Source organism: Streptomyces sp. BK340, from assembly GCF_007827595.1.
In the GTDB taxonomy this organism is placed as follows: Bacteria; Actinomycetota; Actinomycetes; order Streptomycetales; family Streptomycetaceae; genus Streptomyces.
In genome coordinates this window covers 517,703-534,762 of record NZ_VISR01000001.1, presented here as the reverse complement: position 1 = coordinate 534,762, position 17,060 = coordinate 517,703, and the positions used below count along the sequence as shown (strand labels likewise).

19 protein-coding genes are annotated in these 17,060 nt (G+C 71.6%); 6 read left to right on the top strand and 13 right to left on the bottom strand.

Features of this window, described 5'->3' with window-relative positions; all coding sequences use genetic code 11:
- Positions 1-349: 349 nt before the first annotated feature.
- Together glnII and FB157_RS02515 are read right to left on the bottom strand one after the other, a co-directional pair.
- A complete protein-coding gene (gene glnII, locus FB157_RS02520) occupies positions 350-1,381 on the bottom strand; it encodes a glutamine synthetase (RefSeq protein WP_145875440.1) in 1,032 nt (343 codons plus the stop codon).
- 200 nt (positions 1,382-1,581) lie between these two features.
- Complete coding sequence (locus FB157_RS02515; RefSeq protein ID WP_186581292.1) at positions 1,582-2,049, bottom strand: MarR family transcriptional regulator; 468 nt, start codon at positions 2,047-2,049, stop codon at positions 1,582-1,584.
- A gap of 68 nt (positions 2,050-2,117) precedes the next feature.
- Between FB157_RS02515 and FB157_RS02510 the strand changes: the two genes are divergently transcribed.
- The gene (locus FB157_RS02510; RefSeq protein ID WP_186581291.1) at positions 2,118-3,020 is read left to right on the top strand and encodes an alpha/beta fold hydrolase; all 903 of its coding nucleotides are present in this window, start codon (positions 2,118-2,120) and stop codon (positions 3,018-3,020) included.
- Between the two features lie 3 nt (positions 3,021-3,023).
- On the opposite strand, the gene FB157_RS02505 is transcribed toward FB157_RS02510, so the two are convergent.
- Both FB157_RS02505 and FB157_RS02500 read right to left on the bottom strand, forming a co-directional pair.
- Positions 3,024-3,746 carry a hypothetical protein gene (locus tag FB157_RS02505; RefSeq protein WP_145875439.1) on the bottom strand — a complete coding sequence of 241 codons (723 nt, stop codon included), beginning with the start codon at positions 3,744-3,746 and terminating at the stop codon, positions 3,024-3,026.
- Between the two features lie 120 nt (positions 3,747-3,866).
- Positions 3,867-4,235 carry an arsenate reductase family protein gene (locus tag FB157_RS02500; RefSeq protein ID WP_145875437.1) on the bottom strand — a complete coding sequence of 123 codons (369 nt, stop codon included), beginning with the start codon at positions 4,233-4,235 and terminating at the stop codon, positions 3,867-3,869.
- A gap of 244 nt (positions 4,236-4,479) precedes the next feature.
- On the opposite strand from FB157_RS02500, the gene FB157_RS02495 reads away from it, so the two are divergent.
- On the top strand, positions 4,480-4,794 hold the full coding sequence (locus FB157_RS02495; protein WP_145875435.1) for a hypothetical protein: 315 nt from the start codon (positions 4,480-4,482) through the stop codon (positions 4,792-4,794).
- Between the two features lie 49 nt (positions 4,795-4,843).
- On the opposite strand, the gene FB157_RS02490 is transcribed toward FB157_RS02495, so the two are convergent.
- The gene (locus FB157_RS02490) at positions 4,844-6,025 is read right to left on the bottom strand and encodes a winged helix DNA-binding domain-containing protein (protein WP_145875726.1); all 1,182 of its coding nucleotides are present in this window, start codon (positions 6,023-6,025) and stop codon (positions 4,844-4,846) included.
- A gap of 172 nt (positions 6,026-6,197) precedes the next feature.
- Between FB157_RS02490 and FB157_RS02485 the strand changes: the two genes are divergently transcribed.
- Positions 6,198-7,565, top strand: a complete 1,368-nt coding sequence (locus FB157_RS02485; protein ID WP_145875433.1) for a DUF2252 domain-containing protein — start codon at positions 6,198-6,200, stop codon at positions 7,563-7,565.
- Positions 7,566-7,572: 7 nt separating this feature from the next.
- Here the strand turns inward: FB157_RS02485 and FB157_RS02480 are convergent, their stop codons facing one another.
- A complete protein-coding gene (locus tag FB157_RS02480) occupies positions 7,573-9,210 on the bottom strand; it encodes an alpha/beta fold hydrolase (protein WP_398946029.1) in 1,638 nt (545 codons plus the stop codon).
- Between the two features lie 99 nt (positions 9,211-9,309).
- Here FB157_RS02480 and FB157_RS02475 point away from each other — a divergent pair, with 99 nt between their 5' ends.
- Positions 9,310-9,579: a hypothetical protein gene (locus FB157_RS02475; RefSeq protein ID WP_145875430.1), complete on the top strand. Its 270-nt coding sequence runs from the start codon at positions 9,310-9,312 to the stop codon at positions 9,577-9,579.
- 16 nt (positions 9,580-9,595) lie between these two features.
- On the opposite strand, the gene FB157_RS02470 is transcribed toward FB157_RS02475, so the two are convergent.
- From FB157_RS02470 to FB157_RS02455, 4 genes are all read right to left on the bottom strand, one after another.
- Positions 9,596-10,183 carry a PspA-associated protein PspAB gene (locus tag FB157_RS02470; RefSeq protein WP_145875428.1) on the bottom strand — a complete coding sequence of 196 codons (588 nt, stop codon included), beginning with the start codon at positions 10,181-10,183 and terminating at the stop codon, positions 9,596-9,598.
- Between the two features lie 34 nt (positions 10,184-10,217).
- On the bottom strand, positions 10,218-11,135 hold the full coding sequence (htpX, locus tag FB157_RS02465; protein WP_145875427.1) for a zinc metalloprotease HtpX: 918 nt from the start codon (positions 11,133-11,135) through the stop codon (positions 10,218-10,220).
- Between the two features lie 118 nt (positions 11,136-11,253).
- On the bottom strand, positions 11,254-12,624 hold the full coding sequence (locus FB157_RS02460) for a hypothetical protein (RefSeq protein ID WP_145875425.1): 1,371 nt from the start codon (positions 12,622-12,624) through the stop codon (positions 11,254-11,256).
- Between the two features lie 20 nt (positions 12,625-12,644).
- The gene (locus FB157_RS02455) at positions 12,645-12,902 is read right to left on the bottom strand and encodes a hypothetical protein (RefSeq protein WP_145875423.1); all 258 of its coding nucleotides are present in this window, start codon (positions 12,900-12,902) and stop codon (positions 12,645-12,647) included.
- 276 nt (positions 12,903-13,178) lie between these two features.
- On the opposite strand from FB157_RS02455, the gene FB157_RS02450 reads away from it, so the two are divergent.
- A complete protein-coding gene (locus FB157_RS02450) occupies positions 13,179-13,430 on the top strand; it encodes a hypothetical protein (protein WP_145875421.1) in 252 nt (83 codons plus the stop codon).
- Positions 13,431-13,831: 401 nt separating this feature from the next.
- On the opposite strand, the gene glnA is transcribed toward FB157_RS02450, so the two are convergent.
- Entirely contained in the window at positions 13,832-15,241 is a 1,410-nt protein-coding gene (glnA, locus tag FB157_RS02445; RefSeq protein WP_145875419.1) for a type I glutamate--ammonia ligase, read from the bottom strand.
- 208 nt (positions 15,242-15,449) lie between these two features.
- Here glnA and FB157_RS02440 point away from each other — a divergent pair, with 208 nt between their 5' ends.
- Positions 15,450-15,917, top strand: coding sequence for an RDD family protein (locus FB157_RS02440; protein WP_145875418.1), 468 nt, complete (start codon positions 15,450-15,452; stop codon positions 15,915-15,917).
- An 84-nt stretch (positions 15,918-16,001) separates the two neighbouring features.
- Here FB157_RS02440 and FB157_RS02435 read toward each other — a convergent pair whose 3' ends face one another.
- The gene (locus FB157_RS02435) at positions 16,002-16,703 is read right to left on the bottom strand and encodes a DUF4191 domain-containing protein (RefSeq protein ID WP_145875416.1); all 702 of its coding nucleotides are present in this window, start codon (positions 16,701-16,703) and stop codon (positions 16,002-16,004) included.
- A gap of 61 nt (positions 16,704-16,764) precedes the next feature.
- Positions 16,765-16,962: a hypothetical protein gene (locus FB157_RS02430; RefSeq protein WP_145875414.1), complete on the bottom strand. Its 198-nt coding sequence runs from the start codon at positions 16,960-16,962 to the stop codon at positions 16,765-16,767.
- Between the last annotated feature and the right edge of the window lie 98 nt (positions 16,963-17,060).

The following is a 17,060-nucleotide window of genomic DNA, read 5'->3' as shown; positions in this document are numbered from 1 at the left end:
GGGACGTACGTCGTTCCGCGCTGGCCGAAGGCCGGGGTGTACGGCTTTAGAGGGCCCGCGCGTTCGTCGCGCGGCAACACACCCGGTCGAAGTCGTGGTGCTGACGGGAAGGCCAGAACGGCTCAAGGTCATGGCGACCTGTCGCGATGTGCTTCTGGAAGCTGGCCATGTGCTCATTGAAGCAGACGAGTGCGCCGGACAGGAGCCTCCTCTCACTGCTTGGACGCTTCCTTGGCATGAAGTTGACGTTGCGTACCTGACCTGCCGATTTGCCGTCTCACTCTTTGGACAGGGGGGTACGCGAAAGGGGCGCCCGCCGGTCGGCGGGCGCCCCTTTCGGAGTCGGGGATCAGACCTGGCCGGCCTTCTCCAGGGCGGAGCAGCAGGTGTCCACCAGGAGACGGGTCACCACGTACGGGTCGACGTTGGCGTTCGGGCGGCGGTCCTCGATGTAGCCCTTGCGGTCCTTCTCGACCTGCCACGGGATGCGGACCGAGGCACCGCGGTTAGAGACGCCGTAGGAGTACTCGTTCCACGGGGCGGTCTCGTGCAGACCCGTCAGGCGGTCGTCGATGCCGGCGCCGTAGTTCTTGACGTGGTCGAGCGGCTTGGAGCCCTCACCGAGCGACTCGCAGGCGGTGATGATCGCGTCGTAGCCCTCGCGCATCGCCTTGGTGGAGAAGTTGGTGTGCGCGCCCGCGCCGTTCCAGTCGCCCTTGACCGGCTTGGGGTCGAGGGTGGCGGAGATGCCGAAGTCCTCGGCGGTGCGGTAGAGCAGCCAACGGGCCACCCACAGCTGGTCGGAGACCTCCAGCGGGGCCAGCGGACCGACCTGGAACTCCCACTGGCCGGGCATGACCTCGGCGTTGATGCCGGACAGGCCCAGGCCCGCCTTCAGGCAGTTGTCCAGGTGGGCCTCGACGATCTCGCGGCCGAAGATCTCGTCGGCGCCGACACCGCAGTAGTAGCCGCCCTGGGGGGCCGGGAAGCCGCCCTCGGGGAAGCCCAGCGGGCGGGCGCCGTCGAAGAAGGTGTACTCCTGCTCTATGCCGAAGATGGGCTCCTGCGCGGCGAACCTCTCCGCGACCTCGGCCAGCGCGGCACGCGTGTTGGAGGAGTGCGGGGTCATGTCGATGTCGAGGACCTCGCACAGGACGAGGATGTCGTCGCCGCCGCGGATCGGGTCCGGGCAGGTGAAGACCGGCTTGAGCACACGGTCCGAGGAGTGCCCCTCGGCCTGGTTGGTCGAGGAACCGTCGAAGCCCCAGATCGGCAGCGCGTCGAGACCGGCGGGGGAACCCGTGATGATCTTCGTCTTGGAACGCAGCTTGGCCGTCGGCTCGGTGCCGTCGATCCAGATGTACTCAGCCTTGAAGGTCACGGGGCCACATCCTTCGGGGGTGGGTGCGGGTGCACTCGCGGGTGCCTGCGGCGCTGCGGCACTGGGGCGCCGCGTCGATCTGCCGCGCAGCCTGTCAACAGGCGATTTCCCGGTCGTTGCTCTTGTGTGAACCCCGTGTTACCTGGTGGTTCTGTGTCCCGGGTCACGTTGTGAGGGCCGGACCCGCGGGGTATGGGCGCTCACTCGCGCCCCTCGGCCGCGGCCTCCCGGACTCCCTCCAGGAAGCCCCGGATCGCCGCCAGTTGCCGGTCGTCGTACCCACGCAGGAGCTCCAGCGACCGCTCGATCAGCGGCCCGAAGAACGCCTGGCCCAGCTCGATCGCGCGCTCCTCCACCTCCACCACGACCCGTCGCCGGTCCCGCTCCCCGCGCACCCGCCGGACCTGCCCGGCCCGCTCCAGCCGGTCCACGAGCGCGGTGGTCCCCGCCGAGTTGAGCCCCAGCTCGGCCCCGAGCCGCCCGGCGGTCACCTCCTGGCCCGCGCGCCGCGCGTCCATGAGGGCGATCAGGGCGCGGACGTCGGTGGGGTGCATACCGTTCTGGTTCGCGAACCGGGCGCTGTGCAGGCCGAGTTCGACGGCGACGGCCCGCAGCAGATGGACGGTCTCCATCCCGGGCGCCGCGTCGGGGCGGGGCGGGGTCGGCATACGGATCCTCCGGCGTATCATCTCGCTCAACGAGTATCTTGCTCAGCGAGATAATAGGGGGTTCCTCCGTGCCGAGGACGAACGTGTACGACGCCGACGCCTTCCGGGTTGCGTACGACAAGGTGCTGGCGAAATGGCCGGCGGACCGCGAGGCGCTCACCGTCGCCACGCCCTTCGGTGACACCCGGGTCAACGTCTGCGGCCCGCGCGAGGCGCCGCCGCTGCTCCTGCTGCCGGGTGGCGGCACCGCGACCTCCGCTTCCTGGTACGCCCAGGCCGCCGACCTGGCCCGCGTCCGGCGCCTCTACGCCCCGGACCTGATCGGCGCCCCCGGCCTGAGCATCCCGGCCACCGACCGCCACCCCCGTACGGTCGCCGACCTGGCTTCCTGGCTGGACGCCCTGCTGGACGGCCTCGGCGTGACGTCGGCCGATGTGGGCGCGCACTCGTACGGTGCCTGGATCGCGCTGCATCACGCCCTGCGCGCACCCGCTCGGGTACGCCGCCTGTTCCTCCTCGATCCGACCCTGTGCTTCGCCGGATACAAGACGGCGTACCTGCTCCACGCCCTGCCCATGCTGCTGCGGCCCACGCCCCGCCGGGTCCGCGCGTTCCTGGAGTGGGAGACCGGGGGAGCGTCCCTCGACCCCGAGTGGCTGGCCCTCCAGGAGGCGGCCGCGGGCTTCCCGTCCGCGAAGCCGGTGACCGGACCCCGCCCGGCACCGGACGCGCTGCGCGCCCTGGAGGTGCCGGTCCTGCTGCTCGTGGCAGCGAACAGCAGGACCCTCCCCCACTCTCGGCTTCGCTCGAGCGGGGGGACCCCCATCCCCACCACGGTGACGGGCCGGGCCGCGGCGATGCTGCCGCACGTGGAGACCGTCGTACTGCCCGGTGTCTCCCACCACGCGCTGCCGCAGGCGGCCTCGCCCGGCCTGGCCCGTCACCTCACCGATTTCCTGTCCGGTGGCTGAACCTCACCCCACCTTCTCGATCACCGCGCGGCGGATGAGGAACTTGCCCGGCTCCCGGACCTGTTCGAAGGCCGCGTTGTTCAGCAGCACACAGCTGCCGGAGACCGAGGTGACCTTCACCGTCGTGGACTTGTTGTTGTCCAGGTTGGTGACCTTCAGTGTGGTGCCCGCCGGGAACTGGTTGCTGGACGCCGCCGGGGCACCGCCCTCGCCGGAGAGCGTGACGGTGGAGCCGTTGCACACCTGTTGACCGGAGGCCGCGGCAGCGCCGCCGCCGTTGTTCCCCGCGTTGCCGGCCTGCTGGTTGCCCTGCTTGCCCGCGTTGCCCTGCTGGCCCGCGTTGCCCTGCTGGCCCGCGTTGCCCTGCTGACCGGCGTTGCCCTGAGCCGCCTGAGAGCCCTGAGCCGACTCCCCGACGGTGCATCCGGCAGCCTTCTGCTGGACCTCGATCTGCTTGATGACCGCTTCGCGGTTGGCGATCCGGGCCGCCGACTGCGCGTCCGGCTTCGCCTTCTGGTCCGCGATGAACTTGTCGTTGTTGCCGTGGGCCGTGGCCAGCCCCTGGCACACGGTCGAGTCCCCGGCGGACAGCGTCTTGGCGTTCTGCGGGCTCTGTGCGGCGTTCGAGGTGGTCGCCAGCGCGAAGGCTCCGCCGCCCGCCACCGCCGCGGCGCTGACGAGCAGCGCGATCTTCTTCTTCGTGCCGAGAGTTCTCCTGCGCGACATCCGCGCCTCCTGAAGAGGTAGGGGAGCGTACGCCGCTATGTACGAGATCCCGAACGGGGTTACTCAGCGGTTGCGGGACTTTGCCGAAGTAACCTGCATCACAGGGGAGTTGAGCGTCGCTCAGCTCTTCTTTCGGGAGAGTGCCTCCTGCACGGCCTCCTCGGTGCGGGCGACCAGGGCGGTTCCGTCGTCCGCCGTGATGATCGGGCGCTGGATGAGCCCCGGGTGCTCGGCGAGGGCCGTGATCCACCGGTCCCGAGAGGCGTCGTCGCGCGCCCAGTCCTTGAGCCCCAGCTCCTCGGCCGCGGCTTCCTGGGTGCGGGTGATGTCCCACGGTTCGAGCCCGAGCCGGTCGAGCACGGCCCTGATCTCGTCCTCGCGGGGCACGTCCTCCAGATAACGGCGGACGGTGTAGTCGGCCCCCTCGGCGTCGAGAAGGCCGAGCGCGCTGCGGCACTTGGAGCAGGCCGGATTGATCCAGATTTCCATGCGGCCCACGGTACGTGAACCCCGTTGCCCGCCTGCGGTCACGATCGGCTCTGTTCGAATTTCTGCCGTCTCGCACGCACCTCCCGAACCTACGGTGACGCGGTGACAATTTCCTTGCTGACCTGGACCTTTGGCTGACGTTCGGACTCCCTGATTGTCAGTGCCCGGCAGTAAACTGGAGGCAGTGTTCGAGGGAATCGCCGGAGCCTTCCGGTGCTGCCCTGACCGCGACAGGAGGATGCCCGTGCCCGCTGCCGCCCTGAAGACCAAGCCGTCGCCGACCCAGTCCACCGCCAAGCGTTCCGTCCAGCTCGACTCGCCCTACGTGCCGATGCAGAAGCGTGCCCTGCCGGCCGGGCGGCCGCGCGAGTGGTACGTCACGCACAACCGGCGCCTGAAGGCCATGCGCCTGGCCATAGCCCTGCTCGACCTGGGGATCTACCTGCCCGACCAGGCGCGCAACGAGACGATCCGCAGCACGGCGGAGAAGATCGGCGTGCACCCGCCGTCGGACACGACGTGCCACATGGTGCGGGCGTTCATGCGGTACTCGCGCTGAGCCGAGGTGCCGGGTGCCCCGCGCGCGACCGCGCGGGGCACCCGGCACCTCACGCCGACAACTCCCGCTCCAGAGGTGTCCGGAAGCGCGGAGTCACCTTCGTCGCCCCCAGCCACCCCCGCAGCCGCTCCGCCTCCGCCGCGACCGCCGCCTCGGCCTCCCGGCGTACGCCCGGCTCGGTGATGCTCCAGACGATCTCCCCGTCCGCCCGCTGGGCCCAGCCGCCCACCACCCTGCCGTCCCACCACACCGTCGGACCCACGTTGCCGCTGCGGTCGAAGAGACGGGGGCGCAGCTCCGGGGCGAGGTACCAGTCGCGCTGCTGCCAGGCCATGGCGGTCGGGTCCAGCCCCGGGAGCAGGGCCGCCCAGGATTCCCCGGGGGCCGCGACCGGCTCCGTGTCGCCGTCGGCGACGTAACCCGTGCCCCCGTCCAGGGAGACCTCCTGGGCGCCGATCTCGGACAGGGCGCGCCGGACCTCGGTGACCCGCCAGCCCGTCCACCACTTCAGGTCCGCCTCCGTCGCCGGACCGCACGCCCGCAGCCAGCGCTCCAGCAGGTCCGCCTGGGACCGCGCCGCGTCCAGCTCGGGGTGCTCGGGCGCCGGCGCCCAGCGGAACTGGCCGGACGTCCAGGAGCCGAGCGGGCGGCCGCGGACCACCTTGCCCTCGACGCCGAGCACCCGCAGCAGGCGGGAGGAGACCGTGTGGACGCCCTCGTAGCTCTTCCCGGCCGCGTACACGAACTGCTCGCGCAGACGCGGCTCGTCCGCCGTCAGCTCCGCCGCCGTCGCCTGGCCGCGCCGGCCCAGCGCGGCCAGCGCGGACGCCTCGACCTCCGCCAGCCAGTCCGCGTCCGGGGCGCCCGCCTTGGCCATGTCCTTGAGCAGGGAGGCCCGTTCGCGGGCGGCCACCGTCAGGCCCGTCGACGCGTGGACGACGGCCGTCAGCCCGGTCGGGAACACGAACACCGTGTGCCGCATGCCGTGCATCCGGACCAGCGTGCGGTCCTCGTACAGCGCCCGCTCCGTCTGCGGCACCGCCTTCGCCGGGTCGGCGAGCCGTGCCGCCACCGCCAGGTACACCGTCGCCGGGTCCGTGCCGTGCAGGGCCACCAGCGATTCGGCGACCTCCTCGGGCCGCGCCGCCCGCGCCGGGCCCGCCAGACGGTGCCGCAGGGCGAGCCGGGCCCGCCGCTCCGCCACGTCGATGTGCCGCCGTCCGTCACCCATGCCGACCTCCCCGTCGGTCCACCGTGCCTTGCCCGCATCGTCGCCCACGCCACTGACAGTCGGCACCGTCACCCGATCGGCGTGCCCGGCATGCGCACGCCCACCCCCACGCCCTTCACTGCGAACAGGAGGTGACGGGAAGGGTGAGGCCCCCGCAGAGAGAGGCTGCCGTATGAGCATCCCCGACGAGCACTTCCGGCGCGGTACCCCCGAGGAGCGGGCCCGGCGCGGCAAAGCGGCCCGGAAGCACGCCCCCCGCTCCGCACACGCCCTCTGGCTCCCGCCCGCCGGCCGGAGCGATCCCGTCGCCGTACTGGAGCGGCAGGGCCGGGACCGGCTGCCGGAGCTGCTGCCGATCCGGTACGGGCGGATGGCCGGCTCGCCGCTGGCCTTCCTGCGCGGCGCCGCCGCGGTGATGACCGCCGACCTCGCCGCCCAGCCGCACACCGGACTCACCGTGCAGCTGTGCGGCGACGCCCACCTGCTCAACTTCGGGCTCTACGCCTCCCCGGAACGCCGCCTGCTCTTCGACCTCAACGACTTCGACGAGACCCACCCCGGGCCCTTCGAGTGGGACGTCAAACGGCTCGCGGCCAGTGTGGCCGTGGCCGCCCGGGAGAACGGCCACACCAGGGCCGGGGAACGGGCCGCGGCCCGGGCGGCCGCCGCCGGGTACCGCACGGCCATACGCCGCATGGCCGGACTCGGGGAGCTGGCCGTCTGGTACGAGCAGGTCGACGCCGAGAGCCTGCTGCCGCTCGTCCGCTCCGCCCGCCGCCGGCGCCGCCTGGAGTCCACCCTCACCCGGGCCCGCCGCCGCACCAGCCTCCAGGCGCTGGGCAGCCTGACCGAGGTGGTGGACGGGCAGCGCCGGATCGTCCACGACCCGCCGCTCCTGGAACCCGCGGGCGCGCCGGACATGGCCTCCCTGCGCAAGATCTTCTGCGACTACCGCTCCACCCTCGCCGAGGAGCGCCGCCATCTCCTCGACCGCTACCGCTTCGTCGACGCCGCCCGCAAGGTCGTCGGCGTCGGCAGCGTCGGCACGCGCTGCTTCATCGTGCTGCTCGCCGGGCGCGACGCCGACGACCCGCTGTTCCTGCAGATCAAGGAGGCACGGTCCTCGGTGCTCGAGGAACACCTGCCGAGCGGGCCGTACGTCCATCCCGGGCACCGGGTGGTCGCCGGGCAGCGGCTGCTGCAGTCCGCCACCGACATCTTCCTCGGCTGGATGAGCGGGCCGCAGGGCCGCTCCTTCTACTGGCGCCAGCTGCGCGACATGAAGGGCTCCGCCGAGGTCGCCGGCCTGGACCCGGCCGGCCTGCTCGCCTACGCCCGGCTGTGCGGCACCACCCTGGCCCGCGCCCACGCCCGTTCCGGCGACCGCATCGCCATCGCCGCCTACCTCGGCGGTGCCGACACCTTCGACCACGCCGTCGCCGACTTCGCCGTGTCCTACGCCGACCGGACCACCGCCGACCACGCCACCCTCGGCGCGGCCATCGCGGCGGGGGTGGTGCAGGCCGAGCCGGGGGTGTGACGGCCGCTCAGCCGTACCGCTCCAGCAGCCCGCGCACATACGCCTCCAGCCGCCCGGCCAGCACCTCCGGCGTCAGATCCGTGCGCCCCAGCTCCCGCCAGGGACCGGCCAGCTTCTGCGCGTCGGGGGAGTAGGCCAGCGCGTCGAGCAGCCGCCAGTACAGGTGGTCGGGCCCGTCCGCGAGCCGGGCGCCGCCCAGCTCCTCGTACCGGTCCCGGAAGGCGAGGCCGTACGCCGGGCCGTGCAGCAGGGCCAGGGCCGTCGAGCAGTGGGCGACGTCCAGGTCGGCGGGACCCCACGAGGTCTCCACCCAGTCGACGACCCCGCTGATGCACAGTCCCTCCCCGGCGCCCGTGAAGAGCACGTTCCCGGGGTGGAAGTCCCGGTGCAGGAAGCGGCCCTCGTACGGCGGCGGGTCGCGGCGGATCACGTCCACCGCTCGCTCCCACATCGGTCCGTCCGGTGTACGCGCCCGCTCGGGCGAGGTCCACGCCTGGTACGAGCGCGGCCGCTCACGCGGTACGACCGTGTGGATCCGGACCAGCTGGGCGGCGAGCAGGTCCAGGCGCCGGTGCAGGGACTCCGGGTCCTCCTCGTCCACCCGTACCAGACCCGGCAGCCGGGTCATCAGCAGCGAGGGATGGTCGCAGTGTTCGCCGGTCGCGTCCACGGCGACCAGCGCCGGGGCCGGGATGCCCTCCTGTCCCGCCAACAGGCTGAGCACACCCGCCTCCCGGGACAGCAGGCCCGGGGCGTGCCGCCGGAAGAAGGGCTTCACGAACGTGCGCAGCACCAGCTCCTCACCGTCGTCGAGGGTGAGCCCGCGTATCTGCGAGGACCAACCCCCCTGGAGCGGGCGGGAGCCGGCGACCGTACGGCCCTGCGGAAGCCGCCCGGCCACCCACCGCCGCGTCGCCGCCCAGCCCTGTTCCTCGAGCCCGCACAGCAGGGCGGCGACGAACTCCCGCCGGTCCTCGGCGTGGTCTCGGAACCACAGCCCCAACCGGTGCTCGGCGTCCGGGAGTTCGAAGCGGGTGTACTGGGAGCGCGCCGCCAGCGCGTCCTGGACGGCCTCCGTCACCTCCGGCGGGATCACCGCGTCCGTGCCCGGTACCGCGAGCACCGCCCGGCCCTCGTACGCCCGCAGGGCCGTGAGCGCGGGAGAGTTCCGCCAGCTGCCGGGCGTACGGATGATCTCGCTGAATCTCCCCTCGCTGTTCCCGAAGGGCACGTCATGGGCCTCCGGCGCGTACACCGCGGGCGCGGACAGGCCCACGGCGGCCACGCGCGGACCGTAGTGCCGTACGAGATCCGCGACCGTCTGCCCGCTCATGCTGAACCCGACCAGGACCAGCGGGTCGTCCCCCGGAGCGTGCGCGTCGAGCACCGCGACCGCCTGCTCGAACCGCCGGCGCAGGCTCGACTCGCCCAGCGCGCCGCTGCTTTCGCCGTGCCCGGAGAAGTCGAAGGCCAGAGCGCGGCAGCCGTGCGCTGCGGCCTCGGCGAGCAGCGGCCGCAGCCGCTCCTTGCTGCCGTTGCCCGCGCCGTGCAGGAGGACGACGGTGGCCCGTCCGGAGCCGCCGCCGTACAGACCGCTGAGGCGTTCGCCGTCGTACTCGTGAGTGAAGGAGATCGGCTCGCTCATGACACCCATTCACTCACGGAAATCGGGATGCACTCCGAGTGACGGCGTCCCTACGCTGGATTCACGCCGATCACACATCCACGCGAACGGAGGACCGCCATGGGCACCATCGTCCTGTCCGGGACCGCCGTCCTGGTGATCCTCGGATTCGGGAACCACACCTGGTGGCTCGCCGCCGTCGCCGTGCTCCTCCTCCACCTGCGGTACGGACGGGGCCGGACCGCGTCCACCGGAGGGGGACAGCCGGGCGGCCCCGCCACTTATCAGGCCTACCGCGAGCGCCGGGACCGTCAGGCCAGGTGGGAGCGCCGCTACCGGCGCGAGCGGCCCTTCGAGGCCCGGCGTCAGGAGCGCGAGAAGAGCAGGTGAGCAGCCGAGCTCCCGGTCACAGGCCGGGGGCTCCCCACACCGGGAACCAGCGGCTCAGGTCCTGCTCGGTCCTGAGGTCGTTCGCGAGCACGGCCTTCACCTGCAACTCCAGCGCGCTGTCCCGGCGTTCGGCGGCGCCGGGCAGGGGCGCGAAGGGGTAGAAGGTGCCGCGCTTGTAGAGGTAGACGAGGGCCAGACGCCGTTCCCGCTCGTCCTGGAACGCGGCGAGGGAGCACAGCAGCTGCGGCCCGAAGCCGTTCACCTCCAGCGAGCTGTTCACCGCGTGCAGGTCGTTGACCAGCTGGGGCAGCTGGTCGGGGGTCCGCCGGGAGACCAGCCAGGAATAGCCGTAGCCGTCCTGGACGAGTTCCACCGGGGGGCCTCCTCCACGCTCCGCGTCCGCGTCGAGCAGCGCCTGGACCTCCCGGCGGGTCTGTTCGAAAGCCGCGCCCTCGACCGTGGCGAAGCACACCGCGCCCTCGCCGGTCGGCGTGAACCCGGCCGCGGCCTCGAGCGTCACGGCCGCCGACGGCAGCGCGAACAGCTGGTCGAGGTCGGGCGCGACGGGCTTCGTGCGCCCGAGCAGGATGTCCAGCAGCCCCAAGGTTCAGCCCGCCTTCCGCAGCCGTCTCAAGTTTTCAGCCCGCCTTTCCGGGAGCGGTCGCCTCACCCAGCTCCGCGGAGATCCGCCCGAGCTGCTCCAGCCGCTGCTCCAGGGTCGGGTGGGTGGAGAAGAACCGCTCGATGCCGGGCTCCTTGCCCGTCGCCGGGGTGAAGTAGAAGGCGTTGAAGGCCTGTGCCGTGCGCAGGTCCTTGGTCGGGATCCGGGCGATGTCCCCGGTGACCTTGGTGAGCGCCGACGCCAGCGCCGAGGGCCGGCCGGTCAGCAGAGCGGCCGCGCGGTCCGCCGCCAGTTCCCGGTACCGGGACAGGGCCCGGATCAGCAGGAAGCTGATCGCGTACACGGCCGCCGAGACCCCCATCACGGCCGCGAACACGACGGCGGTGTTCTGGTCCCTGCGGCCACCGAAGAGCTGCGAGTAGAAGGCGAACCGGACGATCAGCCCCGCGATCACCCCGAGGAAGGACGCGATCGTGATCACGGCGACGTCCTTGTGCGCCACGTGCGACAGCTCGTGCGCGAGCACACCCTCAAGCTCCGCGGGCTCCAGCCGCCGCAGCAGCCCGGTGGTCACACAGACCACGGCGTGGTCGGGATTGCGCCCGGTCGCGAACGCGTTCGGCATGTCCATGTTGGAGACGGCGACCACCGGCTTCGGCATGTCCGCGATCGCGCAGAGCCGGTCGACCACCGCGTGCAGCTCGGGGTACTCCTCGCGTTCCACGACCTGCCCGTGCATGGCGAACATCGCGATCCGGTCGGAGAACCAGAACTGCGCCACGAACATCGCCCCGACCAGGACCACGACCAGCAGCCAGGACTTCAGCAACACGATCAACGCGGCGACGAAGGCCACGTACAGCAGCCCGAGCAGGAACATCGTGACCGTCATTCGCACGGTCAGACGCCGATCGCTCCGGAAGCGGCTCTGCATCTTGCATCACCCCGCAGTCAGGCACTCGTCCCGATGTCCAGTGTGCACCTGCGGAATGCCATGAGGAGGTCGCGAGCACACCTAGGGGCAGCAAAGGCTTCCTGCGCGTGCGGGCACCTCAGCCCAGGTGGGCGCGGGCCCGGCCGAGCAGCTCCGCGACCTCGGCGTCCGCTCCCCACGGCCGGGTCCGCCGCACGGCCAGTTCGGCCCGTGTGCGCAGCCGCTCGTCCGTGTCACCGAGCAGCGCCACGGCCGCCCGCAGCCGTGCGACGCCTCCGTGCGCGTCCAGCAACCGGTACGCCGACACCCGTACCCAGCGCGGCCGCCCCGCCGCCAGCCGCTCCGCCAGCCACGGCTCGGGCAGCAGTCCGGCCGAGGGGAGCAGGGCGAGGGTGGCCTCGCCGACGACCCCGGGCGCCGGATCGTCCAGCAGCCGCCGCATCCGCGGCAGGTCCGTCACGTCCAGCGCGCGCAGCCCGGCCACCGCCCTGGCCCGCACGCCGGGCACCGGGTGGTCCAGCAGCGGCCACAGCAGGGCGGCGTCCGCGTGGGTCCCGCACTCCGCCAGCCCGATCGCGGCACCCGGCGGCAGCGCGGGGTCACCGGGGTCGGCGCACCGGTCCCGGTACCAGGGCAGCGGATCCGTCCCGTTCTGCCGTACGACATACCGGGCGCAGGCCCGCACCAGCGCGGACCGGTCCGCCAGGAACCCGACGGCCGGCCCGGGCCGCTCCAGGCGCCGCAGCGCGGTCACCCCGGCGGACCGGGCCCGCGGACTGCGGGCGCCGAGCAGCGCCCCCAGCACCTCCTCCGCGTCCGCTTCCCCCACGGCCGCCAGGGCGGCATCGGCGCACAGGTTCTGGACGACGGCGTCGTCGTCCCGGGCGGCCGCGCGGGCCAGCTCGGCGGGGGAGAGCAGCCCCTCCTCGACGGAGAGGCGGTACGCGAAGCGGCGTACCGGGCGGTCGGGGGAGGCGAGGAGGGGCGCCAGCCGCTCGCCGGGCGCCTGCCGCAGCACCTCGCCCAGCAGGCCGAGGGCGAAGTCGCCCCGGTGGCGGTCGGCGAGGCGCCGGACCAGCGGGGCGAGCCGTGCGGCCGCCTCCGCGTCCAGCGCCTCGGCGAACCGCTCCCTGGCCCGATCCCGCACCGGCTGAGCCCAGTCGGTACACCGCACGGCCACCAGCGGCAGCAGCGCGGGAAACCCGGCGACCCGGCCCAGCGCCCGGTGCCGGATCCGGCCGTCCCGGTGACACAGGGCGAGTGCGAGCTGCCCCTCGGTGAGCGGGCCGCCGGCGCGCAGGGCGGCCGTCAGCGAACGCCCGCCGGCCGTCTCCTCCCAGGCGGGTGCGACGTACGGCGGGAAGTACCACTCCTCCGCCCGCACCTGCTCGTCCAGCCCCAGCCAGGCGCTCGGGTCGCTCGTGTCGATCACGTCCCGCAGCACCGCGCCCTCGGCCAGCCGTCGCGCGGCCCGGGCCCCCTCGCGCATCCCCTGAACTCCCGTTGTCTCTAGTACGGAGAACGCATCTGCGCGTACCCGAGCAGCACTATCACCGCGGCCACGCAGCCCAGCACCACGACCGTCGACACCCACGACGACCGCCGCGGCCCCACCGGGTCCGGGTCGGCGCGGAACGGCGCCGGGTCCGGAGGGTTCTCCTTCCAGCGGGCGGCGAGCATCCGGGCCCGTGCGGAGGGCTCCTTGTGCTCGGCGGAGTTCGCCCATCTGTGATCGAAATCGCGCTCCCAGCCGTCCTGTTCGGACATCCCCGTTCAACCTCTCTCGTCGGACAGAACCAGGAGGATGATCCCCCGAGAGTAGGAAGCATGGGAAGCGGCAAAGGTTGCCCGGGATGCTGGGTGGTCGCCGAACGGCTAGCATTTCGGGTGAGAGCCGCACCGCAGGGTGTCCGACGTCGTCTGCCCTGCTTCTCCCACTCGTCGTGCGGCACCCCCTACCCGCGCGGGACTCCTCACTCCCTGGTCGCGGCCATCCGTCTCGTGCCCGGAAAGCCGCACGAGGGGTGGAAGGAAGGTGGATCCATGAATGCACATCGTGCGCGGCGCATAGCCGCAGTGTCCGCCGTCGGCGTCCTGATGCTCGGCGGAGCAGCGATCAGCACGGCAGGTACCGCGTCGGCAGCAACCTCGACCCACGTGTCCACCAACCGTGGCTGCTTCAACAACGGCTGGCGGGGCAACTGCTTCGGCAACAACGGCTTCTTCGGCTTCAACAACGGCTTCGGCTTCAACAACGGGTTCAACACTCCCGTCGTGGTGGTCGTGGTGGGCTGAGGCCACAGCCGGAAGGACACGGGTCGTGAACAACGGCCAAGGGCCGCCACCGGGAGCGTCGTTCCCGGTGGCGGCCGTGTCGTGAACGGCCGGTGCCGCAGCCGCGTGCGAGCTGCTGCTGGCCGACCAGGTTCGGGTGCTGGGTGAGGACCACCCCCACACCCTGATCACCGGCAACGAGCTCGCCCACTGGCGGGGGAAGGCGGGAGAGACACCCCGCGCCTGACGGCCGACGGCATCCGGCGCCGTGCCCGACGAGCGCCAGGACGACGCGGCCTGAGCCGGGCCCTGGCACCCTGGGGCCGAAAAGGCCGTCGGCCGGCTCTCCCGTGCTGGGAGAGCCGGCCGACGGCCCACGGACGGCTCAGGGGAGCGAATGACCGCTCCGACCTGGGGCTATATCACACGTCGAAGTACAGCTCGAACTCGTGCGGGTGCGGACGCAGCTGCAGCGGCGCGATCTCGGTGGTGCGCTTGAGGTCGATCCACGTCTCGATCAGGTCCGGCGTGAACACGTCGCCCTGGAGGAGGAACTCGTGGTCGGCCTCGAGCGAGTCGAGGACGGCCGGCAGCGAGGTCGGGACCTGGGCCACGTTCGCGTGCTCCTCGGGAGCCAGCTCGTAGAGGTCCTTGTCGATCGGCTCGGCCGGCTCGATCTTGTTCTTGATGCCGTCGAGGCCCGCGAGGAGCAGCGCCGAGAAGGCGAGGTACGGGTTGCCGGAGGAGTCGGGCGCGCGGAACTCGACGCGCTTGGCCTTCGGGTTGGAGCCCGTGATCGGGATGCGCATCGCGGCGGAGCGGTTGCGCTGCGAGTACACCAGGTTGATCGGCGCCTCGAAGCCCGGGACCAGACGGTGGTAGGAGTTCACCGTCGGGTTGGTGAAGGCCAGCAGCGACGGGGCGTGCTTGAGGATGCCGCCGATGTAGTAGCGGGCGGTGTCCGACAGGCCCGCGTAACCGGCCTCGTCGTAGAACAGCGGGTCGCCGTTGGTCCACAGCGACTGGTGCACGTGCATGCCCGAGCCGTTGTCACCGAAGATCGGCTTCGGCATGAAGGTCGCGGTCTTGCCGTTGCGCCAGGCCACGTTCTTCACGATGTACTTGAAGAGCTGGAGGTCGTCGGCCGCGGCGAGCAGCGTGTTGAACTTGTAGTTGATCTCGGCCTGGCCGGCGGTGCCGACCTCGTGGTGCTGGCGCTCGACCTTCAGGCCCTGCCTGTCCAGCTCCAGGGAGATCTCGGCGCGCAGGTCGGCGAAGTGGTCGACCGGCGGGACCGGGAAGTAGCCGCCCTTGTAGCGGACCTTGTAGCCACGGTTGTTCTCCACGGCGCCGGTGTTCCAGGCACCCGCCTCGGAGTCGATGTGGTAGAAGGACTCGTTCGCGCTGGTGGCGAAGCGGACGGAGTCGAAGACGTAGAACTCGGCCTCGGGACCGAAGTACGCGGTGTCCGCGATACCGGTCGACGCGAGGTAGGCCTCGGCCTTCTTGGCCACGTTGCGCGGGTCACGGGAGTACTGCTCGCCCGTGATCGGGTCGTGGATGAAGAAGTTGACGTTGAGGGTCTTGTCGCGGCGGAACGGGTCCACACGGGCCGTGGAGAGGTCGGCGCGCAGAGCCATGTCGGACTCGTGGATGGCCTGGAAACCACGGATCGACGATCCGTCGAAGGCCAGCTCCTCGTCCGGGTCGAACGCCTCGACGGGCACGGTGAAGTGCTGCATGACGCCCGGCAGGTCGCAGAAACGGACGTCGACGAACTTGACGTCCTCGTCCGCGATGAACTTCTTGGCCTCGTCGGCGTTCTGGAACATCCAGCTCCTCCTACTCCCGACCGTCCCGCCGGGGTGGTAGATCGTTCGTGCGGCCAGTGCGGTGGCACACGCTGCATCCGACCCTAGGGACGGGTGATTTCTCGGGCGTGACCCGTTTGTTTCGCAGAAGTTAACCGGCCACTGTTCCACCGTAGCGCCGACACACCCCTGTGCGCCCGGCCCGATTCCGGGCGCGTACCGTGGACGGGTGGACAACAGGCAAGCAATGGGGTCGTGGCTCTCCGGGCCGCGCGCGGCCATGGAAGAAGCCGGCGCCGACTTCGGGTACCGGGGCGAGCAGCTCGGCCTCCCGCAGGACGGACCGAACTCGATCGCACGGCCCGGCAGGCGGCTCGGTGCCCTGGCCGTGGACTGGGGGCTGTGCGTGTTGATCGCATACGGCCTGATCACGCATGGCAACAGCCCCGCCACCAGCAACTGGGCCCTGCTCATCTTCTTCGTGATGAGCGCCCTCACGGTCGGCACGATCGGCTTCACCCCGGGCAAGCGTCTCTTCGGCATCCGGGTCGTGGCCCTGCAGACCGGCACGGTCAACCCGCCGCGCGCCCTGCTGCGGACGGTCCTGCTGTGCCTGGCGATCCCCGCCCTGATCTGGGACCGGGACGGCCGCGGCCTGCACGACCGGGTCGCGAAGACCGTGGAAGTCCGGAGCTGAACCTCGTACGACGAAGCCGGACCTCGTACGACGAAGGGGGCGCCCGACCAGTGGTCGGGCGCCCCCTTTCTCGTACGAGGAGGACTAGCGGGCCTTCGGCCCGCCCTTCGGCATCCGCATGCCCTTCGGCATCGGACCCTTCGGCAGCGGCATGTTGCTCATCAGGTCGCCCATGGCGCGCAGCCGGTCGTTGGTCGTGGTCACCTGGGGGCCGGTCAGTACGCGCGGGTACTTCAGCATGGTCGTGCGCAGCTTCTTCAGCTCGATCTGGCCCTCGCCGTTGCCCACGATCACGTCGTGCACCGGCACGTCCGCCACGATGCGGTTCATCTTCTTCTTCTCGGCGGCCAGCAGGCTCTTCACCCGGTTCGGGTTGCCCTCGGCGACCAGCACGATGCCGGCCTTGCCGACCGCGCGGTGCACCACGTCCTGGCTGCGGTTCATCGCCACCGCCGGAGTCGTCGTCCAGCCCCGGCCGATGTTGTCCAGCACGGCCGCTGCGGCGCCCGGCTGGCCCTCCATCTGCCCGAACGCGGCACGCTCGGCGCGGCGGCCGAAAACGATCGCCGTCGCCAGGAAGGCCAGCAGCAGGCCCAGGATGCCGAGATAGACCGGGTAGCCGGTCACGAAGCCGATCGCGAGGAAGACACCGAGGGTGCCGATACCGACGGCCGCCAGCACAAGACCGATCTTCTTGTCGGCCTTACGGGTCATCTTGTACGTAAGGGCGATCTGCTTCAGTCGCCCTGCGTTCGCGGCGTCCGCCGCGGTTTCCTTCCTCGCCATGCCACGAAGTCTACGTGCCCCCGGGAGTGCCCACGACGGCAGTGCCCGGCGAGGAGAGGTTTCAGGAGCGGGTACGGGCCTGTTCGAGCACGCGCTGCGCCTCGACCCGGTCCTTGGCGCGGCGGCGGTCCTCCAGCACGGAGGTCCAGGCGTTGCGGCGGGCGGTGCGCTGGCCGCCGCTCATGAGCAGGGACTCCACGGCGCGCAGCGCGTCGGTGAAGGACGGAATGGCGGTGGCGCGGACGGGCGCGGCCTGCATGATCGAGGTCCCCCCTCGGTCGGGTGTACGTCGCGTGATACCAGAGTCACTGATTGGTGTTACCAGGGCGTGACCGGCCGGTCAAACGCCAATGAAGC